23 protein-coding genes and 2 rRNA genes (1 of these 25 running past the window's edge) are annotated in these 23,458 nt (G+C 61.9%); 11 read left to right on the forward strand and 14 right to left on the reverse strand.

The window, feature by feature from the left end; genetic code table 11:
• Window positions 1–19 precede the first annotated feature (19 nt).
• Both G5S42_RS24170 and G5S42_RS24175 read left to right on the forward strand, forming a co-directional pair.
• A complete protein-coding gene (locus G5S42_RS24170; RefSeq protein WP_176109076.1) occupies window positions 20–751 on the forward strand; it encodes a MotA/TolQ/ExbB proton channel family protein in 732 nt (243 codons plus the stop codon).
• A 16-nt stretch (window positions 752–767) separates the two neighbouring features.
• Window positions 768–1,187 carry an ExbD/TolR family protein gene (locus G5S42_RS24175; RefSeq protein ID WP_176109077.1) on the forward strand — a complete coding sequence of 140 codons (420 nt, stop codon included), beginning with the start codon at window positions 768–770 and terminating at the stop codon, window positions 1,185–1,187.
• A 426-nt stretch (window positions 1,188–1,613) separates the two neighbouring features.
• Here G5S42_RS24175 and G5S42_RS24180 read toward each other — a convergent pair whose 3' ends face one another.
• Entirely contained in the window at window positions 1,614–2,621 is a 1,008-nt protein-coding gene (locus G5S42_RS24180; protein ID WP_176109078.1) for a LysR family transcriptional regulator, read from the reverse strand.
• A 122-nt stretch (window positions 2,622–2,743) separates the two neighbouring features.
• Between G5S42_RS24180 and G5S42_RS24185 the strand changes: the two genes are divergently transcribed.
• From G5S42_RS24185 to hemP, 4 genes are all read left to right on the forward strand, one after another.
• A complete protein-coding gene (locus G5S42_RS24185; RefSeq protein ID WP_176109079.1) occupies window positions 2,744–3,622 on the forward strand; it encodes a pirin family protein in 879 nt (292 codons plus the stop codon).
• Between the two features lie 147 nt (window positions 3,623–3,769).
• Complete coding sequence (locus G5S42_RS24190; protein ID WP_176109080.1) at window positions 3,770–4,168, forward strand: OsmC family protein; 399 nt, start codon at window positions 3,770–3,772, stop codon at window positions 4,166–4,168.
• An 86-nt stretch (window positions 4,169–4,254) separates the two neighbouring features.
• Window positions 4,255–4,740: an SRPBCC family protein gene (locus tag G5S42_RS24195; protein ID WP_176109081.1), complete on the forward strand. Its 486-nt coding sequence runs from the start codon at window positions 4,255–4,257 to the stop codon at window positions 4,738–4,740.
• A 185-nt stretch (window positions 4,741–4,925) separates the two neighbouring features.
• Complete coding sequence (hemP, locus tag G5S42_RS24200; protein ID WP_176109082.1) at window positions 4,926–5,186, forward strand: hemin uptake protein HemP; 261 nt, start codon at window positions 4,926–4,928, stop codon at window positions 5,184–5,186.
• A 296-nt stretch (window positions 5,187–5,482) separates the two neighbouring features.
• Here hemP and G5S42_RS24205 read toward each other — a convergent pair whose 3' ends face one another.
• From G5S42_RS24205 to uvrB, 5 genes are all read right to left on the reverse strand, one after another.
• Complete coding sequence (locus tag G5S42_RS24205) at window positions 5,483–6,892, reverse strand: 4Fe-4S binding protein (protein WP_176109083.1); 1,410 nt, start codon at window positions 6,890–6,892, stop codon at window positions 5,483–5,485.
• Window positions 6,889–7,734: an FTR1 family iron permease gene (locus G5S42_RS24210; protein ID WP_176109084.1), complete on the reverse strand. Its 846-nt coding sequence runs from the start codon at window positions 7,732–7,734 to the stop codon at window positions 6,889–6,891. Before G5S42_RS24210 ends, G5S42_RS24205 begins: the two co-directional genes overlap by 4 nt.
• A gap of 100 nt (window positions 7,735–7,834) precedes the next feature.
• On the reverse strand, window positions 7,835–8,167 hold the full coding sequence (locus G5S42_RS24215; protein WP_013088988.1) for a cupredoxin domain-containing protein: 333 nt from the start codon (window positions 8,165–8,167) through the stop codon (window positions 7,835–7,837).
• A 112-nt stretch (window positions 8,168–8,279) separates the two neighbouring features.
• A complete protein-coding gene (locus G5S42_RS24220) occupies window positions 8,280–8,828 on the reverse strand; it encodes an iron transporter (protein WP_176109085.1) in 549 nt (182 codons plus the stop codon).
• Between the two features lie 342 nt (window positions 8,829–9,170).
• Window positions 9,171–11,264, reverse strand: coding sequence for an excinuclease ABC subunit UvrB (gene uvrB / locus G5S42_RS24225; protein ID WP_176109086.1), 2,094 nt, complete (start codon window positions 11,262–11,264; stop codon window positions 9,171–9,173).
• A 445-nt stretch (window positions 11,265–11,709) separates the two neighbouring features.
• Between uvrB and G5S42_RS24230 the strand changes: the two genes are divergently transcribed.
• Entirely contained in the window at window positions 11,710–12,909 is a 1,200-nt protein-coding gene (locus G5S42_RS24230) for an amino acid aminotransferase (RefSeq protein ID WP_176109087.1), read from the forward strand.
• Between the two features lie 162 nt (window positions 12,910–13,071).
• Here G5S42_RS24230 and G5S42_RS24235 read toward each other — a convergent pair whose 3' ends face one another.
• Entirely contained in the window at window positions 13,072–14,304 is a 1,233-nt protein-coding gene (locus G5S42_RS24235) for a DUF3734 domain-containing protein (protein ID WP_176109088.1), read from the reverse strand.
• Between the two features lie 10 nt (window positions 14,305–14,314).
• A complete protein-coding gene (locus tag G5S42_RS24240) occupies window positions 14,315–15,112 on the reverse strand; it encodes a 3-hydroxybutyrate dehydrogenase (protein WP_176109089.1) in 798 nt (265 codons plus the stop codon).
• Window positions 15,113–15,346: 234 nt separating this feature from the next.
• On the opposite strand from G5S42_RS24240, the gene G5S42_RS24245 reads away from it, so the two are divergent.
• Window positions 15,347–16,318, forward strand: a complete 972-nt coding sequence (locus tag G5S42_RS24245; protein WP_176109090.1) for a potassium channel beta subunit family protein — start codon at window positions 15,347–15,349, stop codon at window positions 16,316–16,318.
• Between the two features lie 119 nt (window positions 16,319–16,437).
• Complete coding sequence (locus G5S42_RS24250) at window positions 16,438–17,283, forward strand: 23S rRNA (adenine(2030)-N(6))-methyltransferase RlmJ (RefSeq protein ID WP_176109091.1); 846 nt, start codon at window positions 16,438–16,440, stop codon at window positions 17,281–17,283.
• A gap of 78 nt (window positions 17,284–17,361) precedes the next feature.
• On the opposite strand, the gene G5S42_RS24255 is transcribed toward G5S42_RS24250, so the two are convergent.
• From G5S42_RS24255 to cueR, 4 genes are all read right to left on the reverse strand, one after another.
• Window positions 17,362–18,402, reverse strand: a complete 1,041-nt coding sequence (locus G5S42_RS24255) for an ABC transporter substrate-binding protein (RefSeq protein WP_176109092.1) — start codon at window positions 18,400–18,402, stop codon at window positions 17,362–17,364.
• A 221-nt stretch (window positions 18,403–18,623) separates the two neighbouring features.
• The gene (locus tag G5S42_RS24260) at window positions 18,624–18,974 is read right to left on the reverse strand and encodes a hypothetical protein (protein ID WP_246392067.1); all 351 of its coding nucleotides are present in this window, start codon (window positions 18,972–18,974) and stop codon (window positions 18,624–18,626) included.
• A gap of 246 nt (window positions 18,975–19,220) precedes the next feature.
• Complete coding sequence (locus G5S42_RS24265; RefSeq protein ID WP_013088978.1) at window positions 19,221–19,367, reverse strand: DUF3563 family protein; 147 nt, start codon at window positions 19,365–19,367, stop codon at window positions 19,221–19,223.
• A gap of 303 nt (window positions 19,368–19,670) precedes the next feature.
• Window positions 19,671–20,093, reverse strand: coding sequence for a Cu(I)-responsive transcriptional regulator (gene cueR / locus G5S42_RS24270; RefSeq protein ID WP_176109093.1), 423 nt, complete (start codon window positions 20,091–20,093; stop codon window positions 19,671–19,673).
• A gap of 133 nt (window positions 20,094–20,226) precedes the next feature.
• Between cueR and G5S42_RS24275 the strand changes: the two genes are divergently transcribed.
• Window positions 20,227–20,430, forward strand: coding sequence for a heavy-metal-associated domain-containing protein (locus G5S42_RS24275; protein WP_176109094.1), 204 nt, complete (start codon window positions 20,227–20,229; stop codon window positions 20,428–20,430).
• Window positions 20,431–20,441: 11 nt separating this feature from the next.
• Entirely contained in the window at window positions 20,442–21,365 is a 924-nt protein-coding gene (locus G5S42_RS24280; RefSeq protein ID WP_176109095.1) for a dTDP-4-dehydrorhamnose reductase family protein, read from the forward strand.
• 143 nt (window positions 21,366–21,508) lie between these two features.
• Here the strand turns inward: G5S42_RS24280 and rrf are convergent.
• A 5S ribosomal RNA gene (gene rrf, locus G5S42_RS24285) occupies window positions 21,509–21,622 on the reverse strand.
• A gap of 202 nt (window positions 21,623–21,824) precedes the next feature.
• Window positions 21,825–23,458, reverse strand: a 23S ribosomal RNA gene (locus tag G5S42_RS24290); it runs 1,247 nt beyond the window's last position.

The following is a 23,458-nucleotide window of genomic DNA, read 5'->3' on the forward strand; positions in this document are numbered from 1 at the left end:
TCAAAAACAAGGAATTGCGATGCAAAACTACGGATTGGCGCACGTGTGGGCGCAAGGGGATTTCGTGACGCGCGGTATCGCGCTCGCACTGTTGATCATGTCGGTGATGTCGTGGAGCGTGATCGTCGTCAAGGGCTGGAATGTGGTGCGCCTGAAGCGCCTGACGAAGAACGCCGAGCAGGCGTTCTGGCATTCGGACGACCTCGCCGACGGCGTGAAGAAGCTCGGCGGCGGCACTTCGACGCCGCATGACAACCCGTTCCTCGCGCTCGCGCTGTCGGGCCAGGAAGCGGCCGATCATCATCACCAGACGCAGCCGCATCTGCACGACCGCATGGACGTGTCGGACTGGATCACGCGCTGCCTGAAAGACACGATGGACGAAAGCGTCGCGCGCATGCAAAGCGGTCTCGCGATTCTCGCGTCGATCGGCAGCACCGCGCCGTTCGTCGGCCTGTTCGGCACCGTGTGGGGCATCTATCACGCGCTGCTCGCGATCGGCGCGAGCGGCCAGTCGTCGATCGACCAGGTGGCCGGCCCGGTCGGCGAAGCGCTGATCATGACCGCCTTCGGTCTGTTCGTCGCGATTCCGGCGGTGCTCGGCTACAACGCGCTGACGCGCGCCAACAAGGCGATCGTCGCGAAGCTGAGCCGCTTCGCGCACGGCCTGCATGCGTTCTTCGTAACGGGTGCCCGTCTGTCGTCGACCAAGCGCGGCGACGGCCTGCGTCTCGCGACCCGCGCCAACTGATCGACGAGGCACTCCAATGGCAATGAGCCCTTTCGCCGGAGACGATGACGACGGCCTGATGAACGAGATCAACATGACGCCGCTCGTCGACGTGATGCTGGTTCTGCTGATCGTCTTCATGGTGACGATTCCGGTGATCCGTCACGCGGTCAAGATCGATCTGCCGCATGCGAGCAGTCAGAAGGAAGACACGAAGCCCGCGCAGGTGACGGTGTCGATCGACGCGGACGGCAACGTTCTGTGGGATAGCACCAAGGTCGACGACGCGGCGCTCGCCGCGAAGATCGCCGCGGCCGCGCAGGCGAGCCCGCAGCCGGAACTGCATCTCGATGCGGACCGCAAGGTGCCCTACGAGAAGGTCGCTCAGTTTATGTCTGCCGCGCAGGCTGGCGGACTGACGAAGATCGGCTTCGTCACGCAGCCCAAAACGAAGTAACGGGTCGCGTGGCACGCGAAGCAGAACGCTCGTCCACGCGAAAAACCCGTTGAAACACGGCCAGAAAGTAAAAGGCCTTCATCGTCGGATGAAGGCCTTTTTTGTGCGCGCTCGGCGCCTTCGGGCGGCGGGATCATTTGCCATCGGCCGAAGACTGATAGCTTTTATCACCGCATGCGAGGGCCGTGGTCGACACGGACAACGCGGTCAGCCCTATCAGGCCCGCTATGATAGCGGCCATGAGTTTTCGCATAGGAGACTCCTTAGCGAAAGGGATTTCACTATATTCCTGTGCGCGCGCGCATTCAAGCAAACGGCCATTGAAAGTAACCATAACAGGCCACGCTTAAATGCTAAAAGCGATTTGCGAAGCACGATAGCGGCCGCAGCGTACCGTGCGCCTCTTGAGTTTCCTCAAGCGCCTGATTAAGCCACCGTCGACGCAACCGGAGCCGCCGCCGCAACCGATACCTGTGCCACCGTTTTGTTGCCGTGCGCAGGACACTCGCCCATGATGTGCTTACCTTCATCGGGATCGAGCATCTCGACCAGATAATCGACGAACGCGCGCACGGCCGGCACCATGCCCTGACGCGATACGAACACCGCGTACAACTGCGGCGTCGGAAAACTCCAGCCCGGCATCACGGGTGACAACAGTCCCGCCCTCAACGCGGCGCCATACATCATCTCGGGCAATGCGGCGATGCCGACACCGGCCAGCACCGCCTCGCGAATCGTCATCAGATCGGCGGTCACGAGACGCGGCTCGTGCTCGTGAGCATGGCGCGTACCGTCGGGCGAGATCAGGTTGTACACGTGGCGGCCGTCGCTCGTCGGCACGTCGAGTGTTTCGAAGCGGTTCAGGTCGGCCGGCGTCAACGGCGGCGCATTCTGCTGCAGCAGGCTCGGCGCGCCGACCAGCATCTGCTCGGTGCGCCACAGCGGCCGCACGACGATGTTCGCGTTTTCCGGCGGATCGGAACGCACGCGCAGCGCGACGTCGATCGAATCCTCGAACAGATCGACCACGCGATTGGTCACGCGCATCACGACGCGCACTTCCGGATAGCGGTGCATGAATTCCGGCAGGATCGTCGACAGAATCGTCTGCGAGATCGTGACCGGCACGCTGACGCGCACCGTGCCACGCGGCGACGAGCGCAGCTGCTGCACGACATTGACCGCCGCCTGCGCTTCGCTGAGCATCGCCTGACAGTGCTGGTAGAACAGCTGCCCCGCTTCCGTCAGCGCGAGCTTGCGAGTGGAACGCTGCAACAGCCGCACGCCGAGCGACGCCTCCAACTCCGTGAGCCGGCGCGACAGGCGCGACTTCGAGATGCCCAACACCCGCTCGGCGGCCGAAAATCCGCCATGTTCGACGACCTGCGAAAAGTACATCAGGTCGTTCAGGTTGTGTGAATCGATCTTCATCTCATCGTTCCATAAACAGAACAATCCATTGCTGAGGGGCGGCTGGCACTGCGAAAAACGGTCCCTATAATAGCTCCATGTTTCAGAAATAACGCTATTCCCCATTTTTCGAGGTGATATTGATGACTACGTCACGTACGATCGAACGCACGTTTCCGTCGGTTCGCACGGTGGAAGGCGGCGGATTCGTCGTTCATCGACCGTTTCCGACGCGTCTCCTGATGGACTTCGATCCGTTCCTGCTGCTCGACGAAATGGGGCCGGTCGACTATGCGCCGGGCGAGGCCATCGGCGCGCCCGATCATCCGCATCGCGGCTTCGAGACGGTCACCTACGTGCTCGAGGGCCAGTTCGGCCACAAGGACTCGGCGGGTCATTCGGGCACGCTGCACGCCGGCGACGTCCAGTGGATGACCGCGGGCGCGGGCGTCGTGCATAGCGAAATGCCCGACCCGGAATTCACGCGCACTGGCGGGCGCGTGCACGGCCTGCAGTTATGGGTGAACCTGCCGCGTCGCGACAAGATGATCGCGCCGCGCTACCAGGAGATCCCGTCGGCACGCATCCCAGTCGCGACGTCCGAAGACGGCCGGGTGCGCGTCAAGGTCGTCGCGGGCGAGGCGCTCGGCATCAAGGCCGCGATCGAAACGCGTACGCCGATCCTGTATCAGCATTTCTCTCTGCAGTCGGGCGCGACGATCCGCCAACCGGTGCCGGCCGACTATCGCGTGTTCGCGTATGGGCTGTCCGGCAAGGGCGTGTATGGCGAAGGCGACGCGCGCGCCGACATCGACGCGCGCACGATGGTCGTGTTCGCCAACGACGGCGACACGGTGACCATCACGGCCGGCGACGAACCGCTCGAAGTGCTGCTGCTCGGCGGCGTACCGCTGAAGGAGCCGGTGGTGCGCTATGGCCCGTTCGTGATGAATACCGAGGACGAGATCCGTCAGGCGGTGGTCGACTATCAGGCCGGGCGGATGGGCGCGATCACGCATTGACCGGCTAACGCGCGCCGCCAGATCGCCCCTCTCGGGGCGCGAACAACGGTAAATTCGGTCACAATATCGGCTGATGTCGCGCGAGCCGCGTTGATTGCAACAGTCCGACGCGCGCGACCCAATATGATCGCTATCATAGGAGCGCGCATGGCAGAGCCCACCGTCACCGCCCACATCGGTTCGACGAATTTCCAGGTCGTGTTCGACGACGGCAAGCACACATGGATTGCCGACGAACCCGAATCGCTAGGCGGCGGCGACCGCGGCCCGACACCGGTCTCGCTGCTGCTGTCGAGCCTCGGCGCGTGCACGTCGATCACGCTGAAGATGTACGCGCAGCGCAAAGGCTGGCCGCTCGCGAGCGTACGGGTCAAACTGTCGATGGAAACCGGCGACGCGGGCTCGACGATCGACCGTCAGATCATGCTCGATGGCGAACTGTCCGACGAGCAGCGGGAACGGCTTTTGCAAATTGCCAATGCATGCCCGGTGCACAAGATCCTCACGCACACGATCTCGATCCGCTCCGCGCTCGCCGTCGCTTAACAGGCGCACCAGACGATGCATAGGACGGTCGGACGTCGCCCGTTCGGGCCACGGGCATTGCAATATTTTCATAGGACGCAGTCGACTTGAATTTCGAACACCTCATTCAGATCAACGATCCGTTGAATCCCCTCGTCGAATCGATGACCCGCGAGCAGCTGTGGGAAGGTCTCGTGTTGCGCGCCGAGCAGCCGCAACTGTTCGTGATGGGTCTCGACAGCTGCACGATCCTGTCGCGCGACGGCAATGTGCTCGAGCGTGAGTTGCACTACGGCCAGGCCACCGTGCGGGATCGCGTCACGCTGCAGGAAAGCGACAGCGTGCGCTACGACATCCTGCCGACCGCCGAACACGTTGGCGGCTCACTGACGATGACGATCGAGCAACCCGACGAACTGCAGTTGTTCCTGCGCTTCGAGTACGCGACCACGCTGCCTGTCTCGACGACCGATCAGGACGCCGTGCGGACGCAGGAGATCGTCAAGTCCGCGTATCGCGAGAACGATATCGACACGGTGAGACTGATCCGCCAGTACGTCGCGACCAAACAGGAACCGGGACCGTTGCACTGAGAAACTGCGCGGGCGTCTCGCCCGCGCCGCTGCGGGGCCATGTCCAGGATGGCCCCAAGGCCGTCGTCTAGCCGCACATTTCATTCAGCTATCAGAAGTCGAATCCGATGAATTTCTCGCCCTTGTAAATAGGAATAGTTATCATTTAGAATCATCCCATCGAATCGACGAACAAGCTAGAACGAATGACCGATATGACTCGCTCCACCACGCTCAGCCTGCGCCGCTCGGCGGCCGCGCTAACCAGCCGCACGAAGCCGTCGACGACGACCGCGCAAGCGGCGAAGCCCACCGCGGAACGCACCGCCGGCCAAGGCGAGACGGCGGAACGGGTCGTGCGCAGCGACGCGCTGCTGCAAGGCCATAGTCACATCAGCATCGTGCACAACGGCGAGACGTACCAGTTACGTGCGACGCGCCTCGGCAAGCTGATCCTGACGAAGTAGCAACGCAACACGAAGTAAGTACCGGGTATTGTGGGGACCACCTCCCCGAGAGGTGTTAGGCATTAGCCAGCCACGACGGCTTGCACGCGAGAACTAGACCCCTTCGTGCAGACACCAAGCCAGCCGTCGCAGCAAGCCAGGCCGTTTTTTTGGTTCTCATTCGAAAGCAGAAGCGCGCAACGGCGCACATCGCTGAAGTTCAAAATGAAAAAGCCGTGGGATGTTGCCATTCCACGGCTTTTGCGCTTGCTTTCTTTGCGCTTGCGCCTGCGTTCGCACCGAACCCAGGCCAACACTTACTTCGACGCCCAGCCCCAGAACATCAGCCACCACGCGCTATTGACGACCGCCAGCGCCGCGACGAACCACAGCATCGCCAGCGCGCGCTGCACGAAGCGCTCGCTATAGCGACGCGTGACGAGCCACGCGAGCCATGCGCTCCACGCGCTGGCAATCACGAGGATCGCGATGCGCAGATCCGACGCCCACCACAGTGACACGTGCTCGGCGCGCAGCAGCGACAGCGTCGTCGCCGACAAACCGAGGAACACACCCGCGCCCGCAATCGGAATCAGCCCCTGCGTCAAGTGATGCAACCGCGTTGCGTTGAAGCGCCCGAGCATGCGCGTGGCGCCCGTCAGCAACAGCAGCAGCGCGGTGCCATAGACGAGCGCCGTCGCGAGGATGTAGCCGATCAGCAGCGAGCCGTCGAGCCACGAGAACACGTCGTTCTGGTCGGGGTAATGCGTGAACAGGAACCACGGGGCATTGGTCTCGAGCGGCCACGTGATGTCGTGATCGACGAGCCAGCTCGCCGCGAACATCTTCAGGTCGATGAACCAGCGCGACGCGGTCCAGTGGAACGCACCGATCGCGATGCCGAGCAGGCCGTACAGGATCAGCGCGGTGTCCCACGGATTCGCCTTTTTGTCGCCCAACTGCACGACTTCCGTCGACGGCTTGCGCCACGTCAGCTCGATCGCATCACGGTGTCCGCTGCAGCGGCCGCACATATGGCAGTCGGCCGCGCCCTTCATGTTGCGCAATGGCACGAGCGGCGCGCAGTTGATCGGAATCACCCGGTGCCCATGCTCGCCGTTGGTGTACGAACGGCGCCACGCGTCTTCGTCGACCTTGTAGTGAAACGGCGCGAGGCGCGCCAGAAGCGAAAAAACCCCGTTGACGGGGCACAGGTATTTGCACCAGACGCGCTTCTCGCGTCCGTACAGCAGACCGATCACGATGGCCGCGAAAGTCGAGCCGCCGAGCACCAGCAGCACCGCTTTCGGATACTGGTAGACGCTCACCATCTGGCCGTAGATCGTCGTGATGCCGAACGCAACGAAGGGCCAGCCGCCCCAGCGCATCCAGTGCGGAATCGCGCGGCCGCGGCCGTACTTGCTCGCGAACTCGGCGAGCGCGCCCTCCGGGCACAGCACGCCGCACCAGACGCGGCCGAGCATCACCATCGACAGCAGCACGAACGGCCACCAGATGCCCCAGAACACGAACTGCGCGGCGAGCGTCAGGTTGCTCCACAGATGCGCGGTATCGTCCGGCAGCGGCATCAGCGCGGGCGCGATGATCAGGAACGCGTACACCGCGACCACGACCCATTGGATGCCACGAATCACCGCGCCATGGCGCTGCATCCACTGGCCGACCGCCGCGAGGCGGCCCGGCCGCGAAGCCATCACGGCGCTCATGCCGCGCGCCCTGCTGTTTGCTGCGCGGGCTTGCGAGTGGCGCGGCGCACCAGCAGATAAACGACCGCCCAGTAGACGGCATAGGCAAGCAGATTCATCAGTGCCGGATGCGCACGGTAGCCGGTCAGCGTCGCGACGAGCGAACCGAAGGTGCTCGAATCATCGAGGATCGCCGACGAATTCCACAGCTGGTCGACGAGCGTCGGCAGGATTTCCTTGTCGATCAGCTTGTCGATGCCGGTCTGGAACAGCCCCGCGCCGAGGAACAGCAGCATGATTTCGGTGACGCGGAAAAAGACCCGCCACGAGATGATCTTGCCGCCGAGCTGCAACACGTAGAAGGTCAGGAATGCGAGCGCGAGACCGATCGCGACAGCGAGCATCTGGCTGCCGTCGACATGACCCGACTGGCCGAAGCCGAGGCCGTACAGGAAGATGACCGTTTCGCTGCCTTCGCGCGCGATCGCCAGCGCGACCAGCAGCGCGACACCCCACCAGTTCGAATCGCGCTTGCTCTTTTGCAGCGACTGTTCCATGTCGCGCTTCAGCGTGCGGCCGTGCTGCTTCATCCACAGCACCATCTGCACGATCAGCACGCAGGCGATGAGCACCATCGCGGTCTGGAAGTAATCCTGCGCGTCACCGGAGAGCACCTCGGTGAAGCCGACCAGCGCCGCGCCGAGCGCTACCGCCGCGATCACGCCGGCCGCCAGGCCGCCCCACAGGTACGGCAGGCCGCGGCGCGCGTCGTCGTCGCCATTTTTCAACCACGCGTACAGGATGCCGACGACCAGCAGCGCCTCGACACTTTCCCGCCACACGATGAACAGAATCTGACCCATTCAAGCTCTCCCTTCGATCCTTCTACTGCCCGCTTCCGTTGTCTCGCTCGAACGACAGCACCCGCTTCCCGCGGCGCTCGCCGCCGATCGAGACCACTGCTTACTTCGCGACGATCACGCCCTGCGCCTGCTGATGAAAGTCGTCGAAAAACTTGTATTCGCCCGGCTCCAGCGGGGCGATCACGACGAACGAATCGGCGCCCGGCGCCAGCACCTTCTCTTTACGCAATTGCACGCTTTCGAATTCCGCCGCGCCCTTGCCGGTGTTACGCACTTCGATTTTGATACGCTGCCCCGCCGGCACTTCGATGCGGGCAGGGTTCAGCTTGCCGTCGTTCATTTCGAGCTTGAAGGTCGGCAGGTCGGCTGCGTGAGCCGTGGCCGCCAGGCAAAACGTGGCGGCAAGCATCGTGATCTTTCGGTTGATTCCCATTGCCCTTTCCGGAAAACGCGACGCGCCGACGCCGGGTATCACACCGACTGTCCGCGCGCCGTCTGCTGCATTCACTGATACGTCGAGCGACCGCGTTTGCATCGCGCGCCGATCAGTAACCGCCCTTCTTGCCGATGCCAGCGAAGGTGAAGTCATATTCGAGCGTGATGGGCTTGAACCACGGACCCACGCCGGTTTCCTTGTCGACGTGGCGGCCGAACGCCATGTGGCCCATCTGCATCGGCGGTTCCACGATCAGCTTCAGGTGATACTTGCCCGGGCCTTGCAGCTTGACGTTGTCGCCGTAGTGCGGACCGTCGTTCGCGACCATCGCCATCAGGTCGCCCTTCAACGGCTGGTTCGAGCCGGCCTTCGTCAGTTCGTAGCGCACCTGCAGATAAGGCATCCAGTCGCCTTCGGCGAAACCGGTCGGATTGTTCTTGACCGCGTGAATGTCGGACTCGAGATGGATGTCCGAATCCGACGCCTTGCGCATCATGCCTTCGGGCTCCATCGTGATCGGCTGCAGGTAGACCACGCCGATTTCCATGCCACCCTGGATCTGCTGCTTGCCGATCGGATATTCGGCGGCCGAGGCCGACAGCGCCGCGACTGCGGCTACCGTTGCCGCGCCACCCTGCACAAAGGAAGAAATCCGCATTGATGCTCCTTGTTTTTATCAGACTGGAATCGATTTCATTGAAACACGGGGCCGCAAGTCAGATGTGAATTTAAATGCGAACCATTCTCAATATTGGTTGAGTTTATCATCGATCGCTGATGAGAACAAACCTGTTAGTGCGCTCGGCCTCATGCCAGCATGGTTTTAAGGTTGGCTTAAGAAAATCTTTGTGTATCGAGGAAGGTGGGACGGAATTCGTCACGGCCAAAGTGACCGCTCCGGACGGCTCCCGCGGGAGCTCGAGTACCGGCCAATGAGAAAGGGCGTGGCGAGCGGCCGCGCCCTTTCATGGTGGACAAAAGCGGTGGAGGGAAATGTCAATTAGTCGACGCCCGACACGTGATCGCCGACATTCGCGCCGAACACGCGCTGACGCAGCAGCGCCAGCTGGTCGCGGGTCTGCGCGGCTTTCTCGAATTCGAGATTCTTCGCGTGCTCCATCATCTGCTTTTCGAGGCGCTTGATTTCCTTGGCGAGTTGCTTCTCGGACATGTCCTCGAACTTCGCGCGGGTCTGCTGCTCCTTCAACTCGGCGCGCGCTTCGTCGACGTTGTACACGCCGTCGATGATGTCGCGAATCCGTTTCACGACCCCACGCGGCGTAATGCCGTGCGCGGCGTTGAACGCGATCTGCTTGGCCCGGCGCCGCTCGGTTTCGTCGATCGCGCGACGCATCGAGTCGGTGATGTTGTCCGCGTAGAGGATCGCCTTGCCGTTCACGTTACGCGCCGCCCGGCCGATGGTCTGGATCAGCGAACGCTCCGCGCGCAGGAAGCCTTCCTTGTCCGCGTCCAGAATCGCGACCAGCGACACCTCGGGAATATCGAGCCCCTCGCGCAGCAGGTTGATGCCGACCAGCACGTCGAACGCGCCGAGACGCAGATCGCGGATGATTTCGACGCGCTCGACCGTGTCGATGTCGCTGTGCAGATAGCGCACCTTGATGCCGTGGTCGGCCAGAAACTCGGTGAGCTGCTCGGCCATCCGCTTGGTCAGTGTCGTGACGAGCACCCGATCGCCGGCCTTGATGCGCTCGTTGATTTCGCTGAGCACGTCGTCGACCTGGCTGCGCGCCGGCCGCACCTCGATTTCGGGATCGACGAGGCCGGTCGGGCGCACCAGCTGTTCGGCGACCTGCCCTGAGGTCTTCTTTTCGTAGTCGGCCGGCGTCGCCGACACGAACACGACCTGGCGCATCTTGCGCTCGAACTCGTTGAACTTGAGCGGCCGGTTGTCGAGCGCCGACGGTAGCCGGAAACCGTAGTCGACGAGGTTTTCCTTGCGCGCGCGGTCGCCGTTGTACATGCCGTTCAGCTGGCCGATCAGCACGTGCGATTCGTCGAGCATCATGATCGCGTCGGGTGGCAGGTAGTCGACGAGCGTCGGCGGCGGCTCGCCCGGCGCCGCGCCCGAGAAATGCCGCGAATAGTTCTCGATGCCCTTGCAGAATCCGAGCTCCTGCAGCATTTCAAGGTCGAAGCGGGTGCGCTGCTCGAGCCGCTGCGCCTCGACGAGCTTGCCTTCGCTATAGAAGAACTCGAGCCGCTCGCGCAGTTCGGCCTTGATCGTTTCGACCGCGCGCAGCACGGTGTCGCGCGGCGTCACGTAGTGCGACGACGGATACACGGTAAAGCGCGGAATCTTCTGCCGCACCCGACCGGTGAGCGGATCGAACAGCTGCAGCGTTTCGACTTCGTCGTCGAACAGCTCGACGCGCACCGCCATCTCGGCGTGCTCGGCCGGGAAGATATCGATCGTATCGCCGCGCACGCGGAACGAGCCGCGCTGGAAGTCGGCTTCGTTGCGGCTGTACTGCATCGCGATCAGCCGCGCGATGACATCGCGCTGGCCGAGCCGGTCGCCGGTGCGCAGCGTGAGGATCATCTGGTGGTATTCGGACGGATTGCCGATACCGTAAATCGCCGACACCGTCGCGACGATCACCACGTCGCGCCGCTCCATCAGGCTCTTGGTCGCCGAAAGCCGCATCTGCTCGATATGCTCGTTGATCGACGAGTCTTTCTCGATGAACAGATCGCGCTGCGGCACGTACGCTTCCGGCTGGTAGTAGTCGTAGTACGAGACGAAGTATTCGACCGCGTTGCGCGGAAAGAACTCGCGGAACTCCGAGTACAGCTGCGCGGCGAGCGTCTTGTTCGGCGCGAACACGATCGCCGGGCGGCCGAGGCGCGCGATCGTGTTGGCCATCGTGAAGGTCTTGCCGGAGCCGGTCACGCCGAGCAGCGTCTGGAACGCGAGACCATCGCCGACGCCTTCGACGAGCGTCTCGATGGCCGTGGGCTGGTCGCCGGCGGGCGGATACGGCTGGTAGAGCTTGAACGGCGAACCGTCGAACGTGATGAATTTGGATTCGTCGAGCGTATCGTCGGCTTCAGTCAGATGGTGTTCGGACATGAGGGGCGGCACCGGCCTTGGGCAAAGAATCATTCTAACGGGTTGCGGAAAGCGAAGATCGAGCGGGGTTACGTAGGGAGGCGCGGGCCGTGCGGGCGGCGGCGTGTCATGGCCCTTTGCGGACTTGTGCGCGAGGCGAAGGACAGCGCACCTTGGCCGGGTCGCGCGATCGAAATCGCCCCGTCCGCTCGAATTCCTTTCTGCCACATGGCTCCCAGTGCCTGTTTTTCAAGCAAATAATTGCCCTTGGGCCAACCGGTCGTCCGAAAAAAGCGCCCGGATTCGTTACAATGCGAAGTTGCGCTCGCTCGCCGCTGTCCATAGGCCGTCCCCGATTTTCGCGTTTCGTCGAACTCACGCCGCACACGCGAAACGCCGCCGACGCTCCAGATGAGGCCGCCCGCGCGCGAAGCCGCCCTCTTTTCACTACTGCTGCCCACCCATCATGTCTCTGTTCTCCGCCGTCGAACTAGCTCCCCGCGACCCGATTCTGGGCCTGAACGAAGCTTTCAACGCCGATACGCGCGCCACCAAGGTCAACCTCGGCGTTGGTGTCTACTTCAATGAAGAAGGCAAGATTCCGCTGCTGCGCGCCGTGCGCGAGGCGGAAAAGGCCCGCGTCGATGCCGCACTGCCGCGTGGCTATCTGCCGATCGAAGGTATCGCCGCTTACGATGCCGCCGTGCAAAAGCTGCTGCTCGGCAACGACTCGCCGCTGATCGCGGCCGGCCGCGTCGTCACGGCGCAGGCGCTGGGCGGCACGGGGGCGCTGAAGATCGGCGCGGACTTCCTGAAGCGCGTGAATCCGAACAGCAAGGTCGCGATCAGCGACCCGAGCTGGGAAAACCATCGCGCGCTGTTCGAAGGCGCGGGCTTCGTCGTCGAATCGTATCCGTACTATGACGCGCAGACGCACGGCGTGAACTTCGACGGCATGCTGAGTGCGCTGAACAGCTATGCGGCGGGCACGATCGTCGTGCTGCACGCGTGCTGCCACAACCCGACCGGCGTCGACCTGAGCGTCGAACAGTGGAAGCAGGTCGTCGAGGTCGTCAAGGCGCGCAATCTCGTGCCGTTCCTCGATATCGCCTACCAGGGTTTCGGCGACAACATCGAAGCGGACGCGGCAGCCGTGCGTCTGTTCGCGGCGCAGGAACTGAACGTGTTCGTGTCGTCGTCGTTCTCGAAGTCGTTCTCGCTGTACGGCGAGCGTGTCGGCGCACTGTCGATCATCACCTCGAGCAAGGAAGAAGCGGCGCGCGTGCTGTCGCAACTGAAGCGCGTGATCCGCACCAACTACTCGAACCCGCCGACGCACGGCGGCTCGGTGGTCGCGGCCGTGCTCGCGTCGCCGGAACTGCGCGCGACGTGGGAAAGCGAACTGGGCGAAATGCGCGACCGTATCCGCGCAATGCGCAATGGTCTCGTCGAGCGCCTGAAGGCAAGCGGCGTCGATCGTGACTTCAGCTTCGTGAACGCACAGCGCGGCATGTTTTCGTACTCGGGTCTGACGGCTGCGCAAGTGGATCGTCTGCGCGAAGAGTTCGGCATCTATGCGGTCAGCACCGGCCGTATCTGCGTGGCTGCGCTCAATACGCGCAACCTCGACGTCGTCGCCAACGCGATTGCTCACGTGCTCAAGTAAGGCAATTCACGGCGCGGAGGTTTGCCGCGCCAGTGCAGCAGCTTCGCCGCTGCAACTGCCTGTAGAAACGGCGCCCTTTTCAGAAAAGGGCGCCGTTTTTTTATGCCTGCCGGACTGTTCGTTCGGCCTTGCCGGCGCGGCGTCGGGTTTCTCCGCGAAGAATCAGCGCGAGTCCCGATGAATATCGTGCGTGACGAACCCGGCATCGTTCTGCGGCATATCGAGCCAGTCGGGCTGTTCGAGCGAACGGACAATATCTTCGAGACCGCTTCGCCAATGCTCGCGCATCGTCGACAGACCGAATTGAAAGTCCTTGTAGTGTCCTTCGTATTCCTTGTGCCGGTAGATCAGGTGAATCACGTTGTAGCGCTTCGAGCACGACAGATCTTCGGCCAGCTTGCACCACGGATCGTCGCGTTGCTCTTCGGGCACACGGTCCAGCACCTCGCGCAGTACGTGACGGAAACGCTGCGAACGCTGCAGCATGTCGGTCACGAGACGCGTACGGCTCGAATACTGGATGTCTTTCATGCGCCCCTGCACGTCGGTGATGTTGTCCGGCACCGGCCCGATCGCGCTCCATAAATCGACCTGAAACGCGAGCGTATCGCGACGCGGTGTGGTCTGGAGCACCTCGTAGAGCGGCGTATTCGACATCAGGCCGCCGTCCCAGTAGAACTGACCGTCTATCTCGACGGCCGCGAACCCCGGCGGCAACGCGCCCGACGCTATGAAATGCTCGGGCCTGAGCGTGGTGCGCGTATTGTCGAAGTACGCGAAGTTGCCCGTGCCGCAATTCACCGCGCCCACCGACACGCGTATTTCCCCGGAATTGATCCGATCGAAATCGCACAGCGACTCGAGCGTGGCCTTCAGCGGCGTGGTGTCGTAGTAGCTCGCCAATTGCGGCGAGCCGGACACTGTCGGCAACGGCGGCGGAAAACGCGGCACGAAAAAGCCCTTTTGCCCTTCGACGATCGCGCTCATCGCCTGCGCTGCCGTAAATGCCTTGCGCACCGCTTCGCTCGAATTGAACAGCACGTGTTCGACCGGAGCCGGCAACGGCGGTCCGAACGCCGGCTGGCAGATCGTCTCCCAGAATTGCAGCAGACGCTCGACGCGTCGTTCCGGCGCATTGCCCGCAATGATCGCCGTATTCAGCGCGCCGATCGAAATTCCCGCGATCCAGTTCGGTTCGATGCCGGCTTCGTAAAGCCCCTGAAAGACGCCGGCCTGATAGGCGCCGAGCGCGCCGCCGCCTTGCAGCATCAGCGCGACGGTTTCGTAGCTGGGCAACCGGAGGTGCCGGCGCGAGCGGGCGGCAATCGCCGGACCCGCACCCTCCCCGTCGCCGGACACGCCCACGCGCGCCCGCTTCAGATTGCGTTGCGCCATGGGCCGCCCCTTAGTGCATATACCAGCCGTGGCTCACGACGAACGACTGGCCGGTCAGCGCCGCGCTCGGGAAGGTCGACAGGAACAGCACGGTCTGCGCGACGTCTTCGACCGTCGTGAAGATACCGTCGACGGTACCGCCCAGCATCACGCGCTTGATCACTTCCTCTTCGCTGATACCGAATTCCTTCGCCTGCTCGGGAATCTGCTTGTCGACGAGCGGCGTGCGCACGAAGCCCGGACACACGACGTGCGAACGCACGTTATGCGCAGCGCCCTCCTTGGCGAGCACGCGCGACAGACCCAGCAGAGCGTGCTTCGCGGTCACGTACGCCGACTTCAGCGGCGAGGCGAGATGCGAGTGGACCGAGCCCATGTAGATCACGACACCGCCGCGATTGTCCTTGTACATGTGCTTGAGCGCGGCCTTGGTGGTCAGGAACGCGCCGTCCACGTGAATGGCCTGCATCTTTTTCCAGTCCGAGAACGAATAGTTTTCGATCGGATTGACGATCTGGATGCCGGCGTTGGAAACGAGAATGTCGATCGAGCCGAATTCCTCGGCGACCTTGTCGATACCCTGGTTGACGGCGTCTTCGCTCGTCACGTCCATTGCCACGCCGATTGCCTTACCGCCGCCCTTTCTGATTTCTTCAGCAACGGCGTTCGCGCCCTCCTGGTTCAGGTCGGCGATCGCGACCGCCGCACCTGCGGCCGACAGAGTCAACGCGATCTGTTTGCCGATGCCACTCGCGGCGCCAGTGACGACGGCGACCTTGCCGTTCAGATTCGAGTTCAGAGACGACATCCAGAACCTCCATGCAGTTGATGAGCAATGAGACCACGAAGCCGCGCGCCGGGAGAAGTCGGCCAAACGGTATAGACCGTTCGGCGGATGCAGCGCGGCGGCTGACTTTGCTATTGTGCATGAACCCTGTGAACGACATAGGTAAAACGCACGCCGAACCGGATCTATTTAAACTGAACGCTTCCGGACTGAATCCGGCTCCATTCCCGTGGCATCACCAACCAGGAGACATGCATGAATTATCGACGTCTGGGCCGCTCTGGCCTGCAAGTGAGCGAGTTGTCGATCGGCTCATGGGTCACGTACGGCAACCAGGTGGATCACCGCGCCGCGCGCGAATCGCTTGCCGCGGCGCGCGACGCGGGCGTCAATTTCTTCGACAACGCCGAAGTTTATGCGGGCGGCAAATCCGAGGAAATCATGGGCCATGCGTTGAAGGAACTCGCGTGGCCGCGCGTCAGTTACGTGGTGTCGACGAAATTTTTCTGGGGACTCAACGAAGCGCCGAATCAGTACCACACGCTGAACCGCAAGTATCTGATGAACGCGATCGACGGGTCGTTGAAGCGCCTACAACTCGATTACGTCGATCTCGTGTTCTGTCATCGTCCCGACCCGAACACGCCAGTCGAGGAAACGGTCTGGGCAATGAGCGACATGATCGCGCGCGGCAAGGCGCTGTACTGGGGCACCTCGGAATGGAACGCCGACGAGATTCGCGCCGCATATGAAATCGCCGAGCGGCATCATCTGCACAAGCCGGTCATGGAGCAGCCGCAATACAACCTGTTTCACCGCAAACGCGTCGAGCGGGAATACAAGCGGCTTTACGAGGACATCGGCCTCGGACTGACCACGTGGAGTCCGCTGGCATCGGGCCTGCTCACCGGCAAATACCGTGACGGCGTGCCCGCCGACAGTCGCGCGCAGTTGCAGGGCTATGACTGGCTGCGTCAGCAGCTCACCGACCCGACGCGGAACAACGTGGTCGGCCAGCTCGGCGCGGTCGCCGACGAACTCGACTGCACGGTCGGTCAGCTCGCGATCGCGTGGATTCTGAAGAATCCGAATGTCAGCACGGTGATCACGGGCGCCTCGCGCGTCGAACAGATCGGCGAAAACATGCGGTCCGCCGAGGTGGCGACGCGCATCACGCCGGAGATCAAGCAGCGGATCGAGGAGATCATCGGCGACGCGCACGAGTAATCGCGCGCGCAGCGCCACGCACTGAGTGGGTAACCGGGCACGCGCGGTCGCGTACAATACGCGACCGCGCGTCGCCGGCTCCGTCGGGCCGGCCTGCGCTCTCTCAGCGTCCTCTCATCATGCTCAGCTACCGCCACGCCTTTCATGCCGGCAATCACGCCGACGTTCTGAAACACGCCGTCGTGTTGCAGCTCCTGCTCTACCTTGGCCAGAAGGACAAGGCCTACTGGTATATCGACACGCACGCGGGCGCCGGCGTCTACTCGCTGAAGGAAGGCTACGCGACGAAAACCGGCGAGTTCGAGACGGGTATCGCAAAACTGTGGGGCCGCAACGATCTGCCGCCGCTGTTCGCCGACTACGTCGACGAAGTCAGCGCGCTCAATGCCGATGGCCAGCTGCATTTCTATCCGGGCTCGCCATATCTCGCGTGGCGACAGTTGCGCGCGCAGGATCGTATGCGGCTATTCGAATTGCACAGCACCGAAATCGATGTGCTACGCCACAATTTTCGCGACGCGGGTCGCCGCGCGATGCTGTACGCGGGCGACGGCTTCGACGGCATTCTCGCGCTGTTGCCGCCGGCGCCGCGCCGCGCGCTGATCCTGCTCGACCCGTCGTATGAAGACAAGCGCGACTACGGGCGCACGCTGCGCTGCGTCGAGGAAAGTCTGAAGCGGTTTCCGACCGGCACGTATGCGGTCTGGTATCCACAGGTCAAGCGCCCCGAGTCGCAGCGTTTTCCCGATCAGCTGAAACAATTGCAGAACGACAACTGGCTGCACGTCAGCCTGACCGTCAGCAATCCGCCTGAAGACGGCTATGGGCTGTTCGGTAGCGGCATGTTCATCCTGAACCCGCCCTATACGCTCGCCAAGATGCTGAAGGACCAGATGCCATGGCTCGTCAAGATGCTCGGCGAGGACAAGGCTGCGACGTTCAAGGTCGAATATCGCGGCAATTGAACGCGATATGCGGCACGTGAGCGCATTGCGCGTGCGGTCTGCAGTTGCCTGCCCGCGCAAGCCGATCTGCGCTCGGGCTCACTTCAACTGCGCGGCCGCCTTGCTCGCGAACTGGTTCGTATAGGTCGCACTCAAATCGATCTTCTTCGGATCGAGCCGGCTGTCGAACGACGACAACGCGCGCAGCGCCGTCGCCGGCCCATCTGCGGGCATCAGTCCGTCCGGAGAGTACGCGTCGCGCACGTTGTGAAAGGCATCGAGATAAAGCGTCGGGTCGCCCAGCAGATAGGCTTGCGGCACCATCTTCAGCAGATCCGCATCGCTCGCGGTCTGCAGCCAATGATTCGCGTGCACGATCGCGTTGGTCAGCGCCTGCGTCGTCTTCGGATTTTTCTGGATGAAGCTTTCGGGCGCATAAAGCGTTGCGGCGGGCATCGTACCGCCGAACACCTCCTGCGTGCCTTTGACCGTGCGCGTATCCACCAGCACCTTGATCGCGCCGCTACGCGTGAGCTTGGTCATCATTGGATCGACATTGGATAGCGCGTCGATCTGCCCACTGCCCACCGCGGCCAGCACTGTGGCGCCGCTTCCGACGCCGATCGCCGAAATGTCGCTGCGCTGCACGCCGGCCTTGCGCAACGCGACGGTGAGCACGAGATCCGTCGACGAACCCGGCGCGCTCACGCCGACCTTCGCGCCTTTGAAGTCCGCGAGCGACTTGATCTGATCGGCCTTCGACTTCACCACGCCGATCACGATCTGCGGTGCGCGGCCCATCAACACGAACGCGCGATAGTGTTGCCCCTTCGCCTGCATGAACAGCGTGTGCTCGAACGCGCCCGCGCCGACTTCGGCGCTGCCGCCCACCACCGCTTCGAGCGCCTTCGAGCCGCCCGCGAAATCTTCGAGCGTGACGTTCAGGCCTTCGTCCTTGAAGTAGCCGAGCTGCTGTGCGGCGAGGACTGGCAAATAGTAGAGGCCGGGTAAGCCGCCGACGGCCATCGTCAGTGTCGGCATTTCCGGCGCGTCCTTCGCGAACCCGGCGCCGGGCAGCGTAGCCAGTGCGAGCAGGATCAGGCAGGCGCGCGTCGCACGCTGCATCCAGTGATTGGGCATGATGACGTCTCCTTGTGTTTTCCGTTCGAAGCGGTGACGCAGGCGCGCAGCCGGGATCGAAGCTCACGGCGACGAGGCGCGCAACGATTGTCCTCGGACGGTTTCACGGACGCCATGCGCCCAAACCCGAATGGGATTGTCGGGGGCGAGCGAAGCCGGCGTATTGGGGAGAAGCGAGACGGGTTAGAAGCGTCGCCGACTATCTTTCGCGCCGTCGCTGCCTATTGCGGAAACGGCACTGGTCGGGGCATCGGCCGCGGCGGCACGCCACCACCCGCCGGCAACTGGATATAAGGCGCGACCACGAACGGCGGCGGCGATTCTGCAGGCAGCTCGACCGGTGCCGCGATCGGCGGCGCGGCGACGATCGGCTCCGGCGCAGGCGGCGCGCTTAGCAGTACGGTACCGCTCTGGCCATCATTGATGCCGCCAAGCGTATCGAGAACCACGGCAGGACGCTCGTAATCGGACACCGCATACGCGTCCGACGCGGCACAAAGGGTGGCGAAGGTTGCCGTGGCGGCCGCGGCCATCATGGATCGGAATGTTTGCAGCGAACGGACGGAGGACATAGGCAGCCCGATTGGTTATGAATGCCGTCTTGCGCGAAAAACGTCCTACATTACCGCGGCCCGCGTTACGAAGCTAGTCGATATTCGCCATGAGCAGCCTTCTTGCGGCGATCACTCGAAAAACGCCGAAGGCACGCGGTTTTCGATATGCAGATACGACAAAGCCCCGCTTTGACGGGGCTCGACATTGGTACTGCAATGGCCGCGCAAAAGCAGGCGCCGCCAGGTCAAACTCAAAGCGGAAACTTAGCGCGAATAGCCATTGGTTTCGAGCGAACGGATGCGCTGTTCGAGCTGGACGATATCCGACGACGATGCGAGGTATGCCTCACGACGGCTACGTTCCGCGGTTTCGAACCAGGTGCTCAGCTTCTCAAGAATGAATGCAAACATGACGTTCTCCAAGGATCAGATCGAATCCCCGGTGATTTGACATCAGGGATTTCCCGTAAAAGGGTTAACCCGCATTATAGCCCTCAGGCGCAACCTGACCAGTGAAATGCCCGCATGATGTGCATTCCAATTTGGAATGATGCACTTAATTGGTGCATTGTCGGTGCTGATTTTATTGAGATTCACCCGCCCGCTCGGCGCGGACGTCCTTGCTCTGAGTTTCAACGCACACTTCCGGTGCGCCAATCTGTTTGACCCAAAGCGAATCGGCAGACCAGGTTGCGACTCTCCTCGACCCACCGGCTACAGCGGATGGCAACCCTGTCCCGAAACAAGGTCTGTATCCGCTAGTCGCTCAATAATCGGACAATCTGGCCGGTCATCGCCGTTGCAATGATCGGCCAGATGCGCGAGGGTGTCGCGCATGTCCGTCAACTCGGCGATGCGGCGATCGAGTTCGGCGACATGCTCGAGCGCGATCCGCTTTACTTCGGCGCTTGCACGCGAGCGGTCGTGCCAGAGAGCAAGGAGTCGCCGGATATCCTCGACCAGAAATCCGAGCCGGCGCGCCTGCCGGATGAAGCGAAGAGAGTGCACTTCCTGCGGGCCATACACGCGATAACCAGCGCTCGTGCGCGCCTTCGCGGACAAAAGGCCGACGCTTTCGTAGTAGCGGATCATTTTTGCTGTAACGCCCGACGCGCGGGCCGCTTCGCCGATGTTCATGACTGTTTCCCAAGGTTGCGGATGAACTCTAAGCGATCCTACACCTTCCCATCGTGGGAAGGTCAGCTACCCAAACACGAAACGGCAGGCATAATTCGGCTATCCGCGATCTGATTCCGCTGAGGTCTTTGCAATGACAATCGAACTCCATGTAGAAGGCATGAGCTGCCAGCACTGTGTTGCTGCCGTCACGAACGCGATTCGCGAGCACGACGCCGCCGCGCAGGTTCAGGTAGATCTCACGAGCGGCCGTGTGCTCGTGGAGTCGACACAAGCGATCGAGGCGCTGAAGGCCGCGATTGACCGAGCCGGATATACGGCCACGTCTCTGCGCTAAGGGTGCGGGGCATGTTCAAGGTTGCAGTAATCGGTGGTTCCGGGCTGCTCGGGCGCGCGCTCAACGACGAACTCGCGCGCCAGGTCGATTGGCACATCGTCTCCACAGCATTTAGCCGACCGTCTCCACAGATGGTCGCGTTGGATATTCGCGATAGCCTTGCGGTCGAGCGTTTCATCGACCACGTGGCACCGGATGCCGTCGTGATTGCCGCGGCGGAGCGCCGACCCGATGTATGCGAGCGCGATCCGGCACATGCTCGTGCGTTGAATGTTGATGCCGTGCGAATGATCGCCGGGGCGGCGAATCGACGCGGCGCGTGGACGCTGTCGATCTCGACCGACTACGTGTTCGACGGCAAGCACCCGCCCTATCGTCACGACAGCACACCCGCGCCACTGAACGCGTATGGACAGAGCAAGCTCGAGGGAGAGCGAGCGCTAATCGAAACGGCCGAGCTCGGATGCGTGCTGCGCCTGCCGCTGCTGTATGGGCCGATTGTGAGTTGGTCGGAGTCAGCCGTGACTAGCCTTGTGCCGGCGATCGCGGCGTCAGCAGCGCCGGGCAGCCAGGCTGCCAAGATGGACGCTTGGGCGATCCGCTATCCTACGTTCACGCCCGATGTCGCGGTCGTGATCCGACAGATGCTCGAGCGACACGCGCGCGGCGAAACGATCTCCGGCATCGTGCAATGGTCCGGCGACGAACCGATGAACAAGTACGAAATCGCCGTGCGCCTGGCAGAAGCATTGCAACTCCGCACGCATTTGACGGCGCAGCACACGCCCACCGATGCGACGCCGCGCCCTCACAACTGCCATTTGGCATCGAGCCGTCTGGAGGCACTTGGAGTCGGCCAACGCACACCGTTCGATACGGCGATCCGGCAGGTGCTAGCCGCGTTTGCATGGCGGGGAACGGCGACTCCCGCTTGATCCTGCGGCTTGCGTGCGGACGCTAATAGCAACGCAGGAGCTTGAGGGATGTGTTGCGGATCGGAAAGTAGTGAAGCGCGCGGAATTGGCCGCGTAAACGCAAAAACCCCACCGCTGCGGGTGGGGTTTCTGGCTTTGGGGGAGCCTGACGATTACCTACTTTCACACGGGCAATCCGCACTATCATCGGCGTGGAGTCGTTTCACGGTCCTGTTCGGGATGGGAAGGGGTGGGACCGACTCGCTATGGTCATCAGGCATGACGGGTTGCTGCGTCGCTGTCGGGTTGGGCTCAACCCGGCGCCACAGCCAATCGGGAAGAAGCGTAAAGGATTCGTGTGTTTGGGGTTGTGTTGTTGCTGGCACAACACTGATCTCAAACTGCATGTCTTCATCCCCTTCGGGGATCGGACACCCGTAAGCGCTAAAGCGCTAACGGGTGTCGAGACACACCTGTTATAGGATCAAGCCTTACGGGCAATTAGTATCAGTTAGCTCAGTACATTACTGTACGTGCACACCTGACCTATCAACGTCCTGGTCTTGAACGACCCTTCAAGGGGCTCGAAGCCCCGGGGATATCTCATCTTAAGGCGAGTTTCCCGCTTAGATGCTTTCAGCGGTTATCTCTTCCGAACATAGCTACCCGGCGATGCCACTGGCGTGACAACCGGTACACCAGAGGTTCGTCCACTCCGGTCCTCTCGTACTAGGAGCAGCCCCCTTCAAATATCCAGCGCCCACGGCAGATAGGGACCAAACTGTCTCACGACGTTTTAAACCCAGCTCACGTACCTCTTTAAATGGCGAACAGCCATACCCTTGGGACCGGCTACAGCCCCAGGATGAGATGAGCCGACATCGAGGTGCCAAACACCGCCGTCGATATGAACTCTTGGGCGGTATCAGCCTGTTATCCCCAGAGTACCTTTTATCCGTTGAGCGATGGCCCTTCCATACAGAACCACCGGATCACTATGACCTGCTTTCGCACCTGTTCGACTTGTCAGTCTCACAGTCAAGCACGCTTATGCCATTGCACTATCAGCACGATTTCCGACCGTACCTAGCGTACCTTCGTACTCCTCCGTTACACTTTGGGAGGAGACCGCCCCAGTCAAACTGCCTACCATGCACTGTCCCCGATCCGGATCACGGACCAAGGTTAGAACCTCAAACAGATCAGGGTGGTATTTCAAGGACGGCTCCACGCAAACTGGCGTTCACGCTTCACAGCCTCCCACCTATCCTACACAGACCGGTTCAAAGTCCAATGCAAAGCTACAGTAAAGGTTCATGGGGTCTTTCCGTCTAGCCGCGGGGAGATTGCATCATCACAAACACTTCAACTTCGCTGAGTCTCGGGAGGAGACAGTGTGGCCATCGTTACGCCATTCGTGCAGGTCGGAACTTACCCGACAAGGAATTTCGCTACCTTAGGACCGTTATAGTTACGGCCGCCGTTTACCGGGACTTCAATCAGGAGCTTGCACCCCATCATTTAATCTTCCGGCACCGGGCAGGCGTCACACCCTATACGTCCACTTTCGTGTTTGCAGAGTGCTGTGTTTATTAAACAGTCGCAGCCACCAGTTTATTGCAACCCCTTCACCCTCCTGGCGCAGGCCAGTCAAGCTACCAGGGCGTACCTTATCCCGAAGTTACGGTACCAATTTGCCGAGTTCCTTCTCCCGAGTTCTCTCAAGCGCCTTAGAATACTCATCTCGCCCACCTGTGTCGGTTTGCGGTACGGTCACTGTGAAACTGAAGCTTAGAGGCTTTTCCTGGAACCCCTTCCAGTTGCTTCGCTTCCGAAGAAGCTCGCGCCACACCCTTGAGTCCTGTGCCCGGATTTGCCAAGGCACCCTCTCCAATGCAGCGACCGGGACTTCCAACACCCGGACAACCTTCCGCGATCCGTCCCCCCATCGCATTTCACAATGGTGCAGAAATATTAATCTGCTTCCCATCAGCTACGCATTTCTGCCTCGCCTTAGGGGCCGACTCACCCTACGCCGATGAACGTTGCGTAGGAAACCTTGGGCTTACGGCGAGGGGGCCTTTCACCCCCTTTATCGCTACTCATGTCAGCAT

It is taken from the genome of Paraburkholderia youngii, assembly GCF_013366925.1.
GTDB classification, from domain to species: Bacteria; Pseudomonadota; Gammaproteobacteria; order Burkholderiales; family Burkholderiaceae; genus Paraburkholderia; species Paraburkholderia youngii.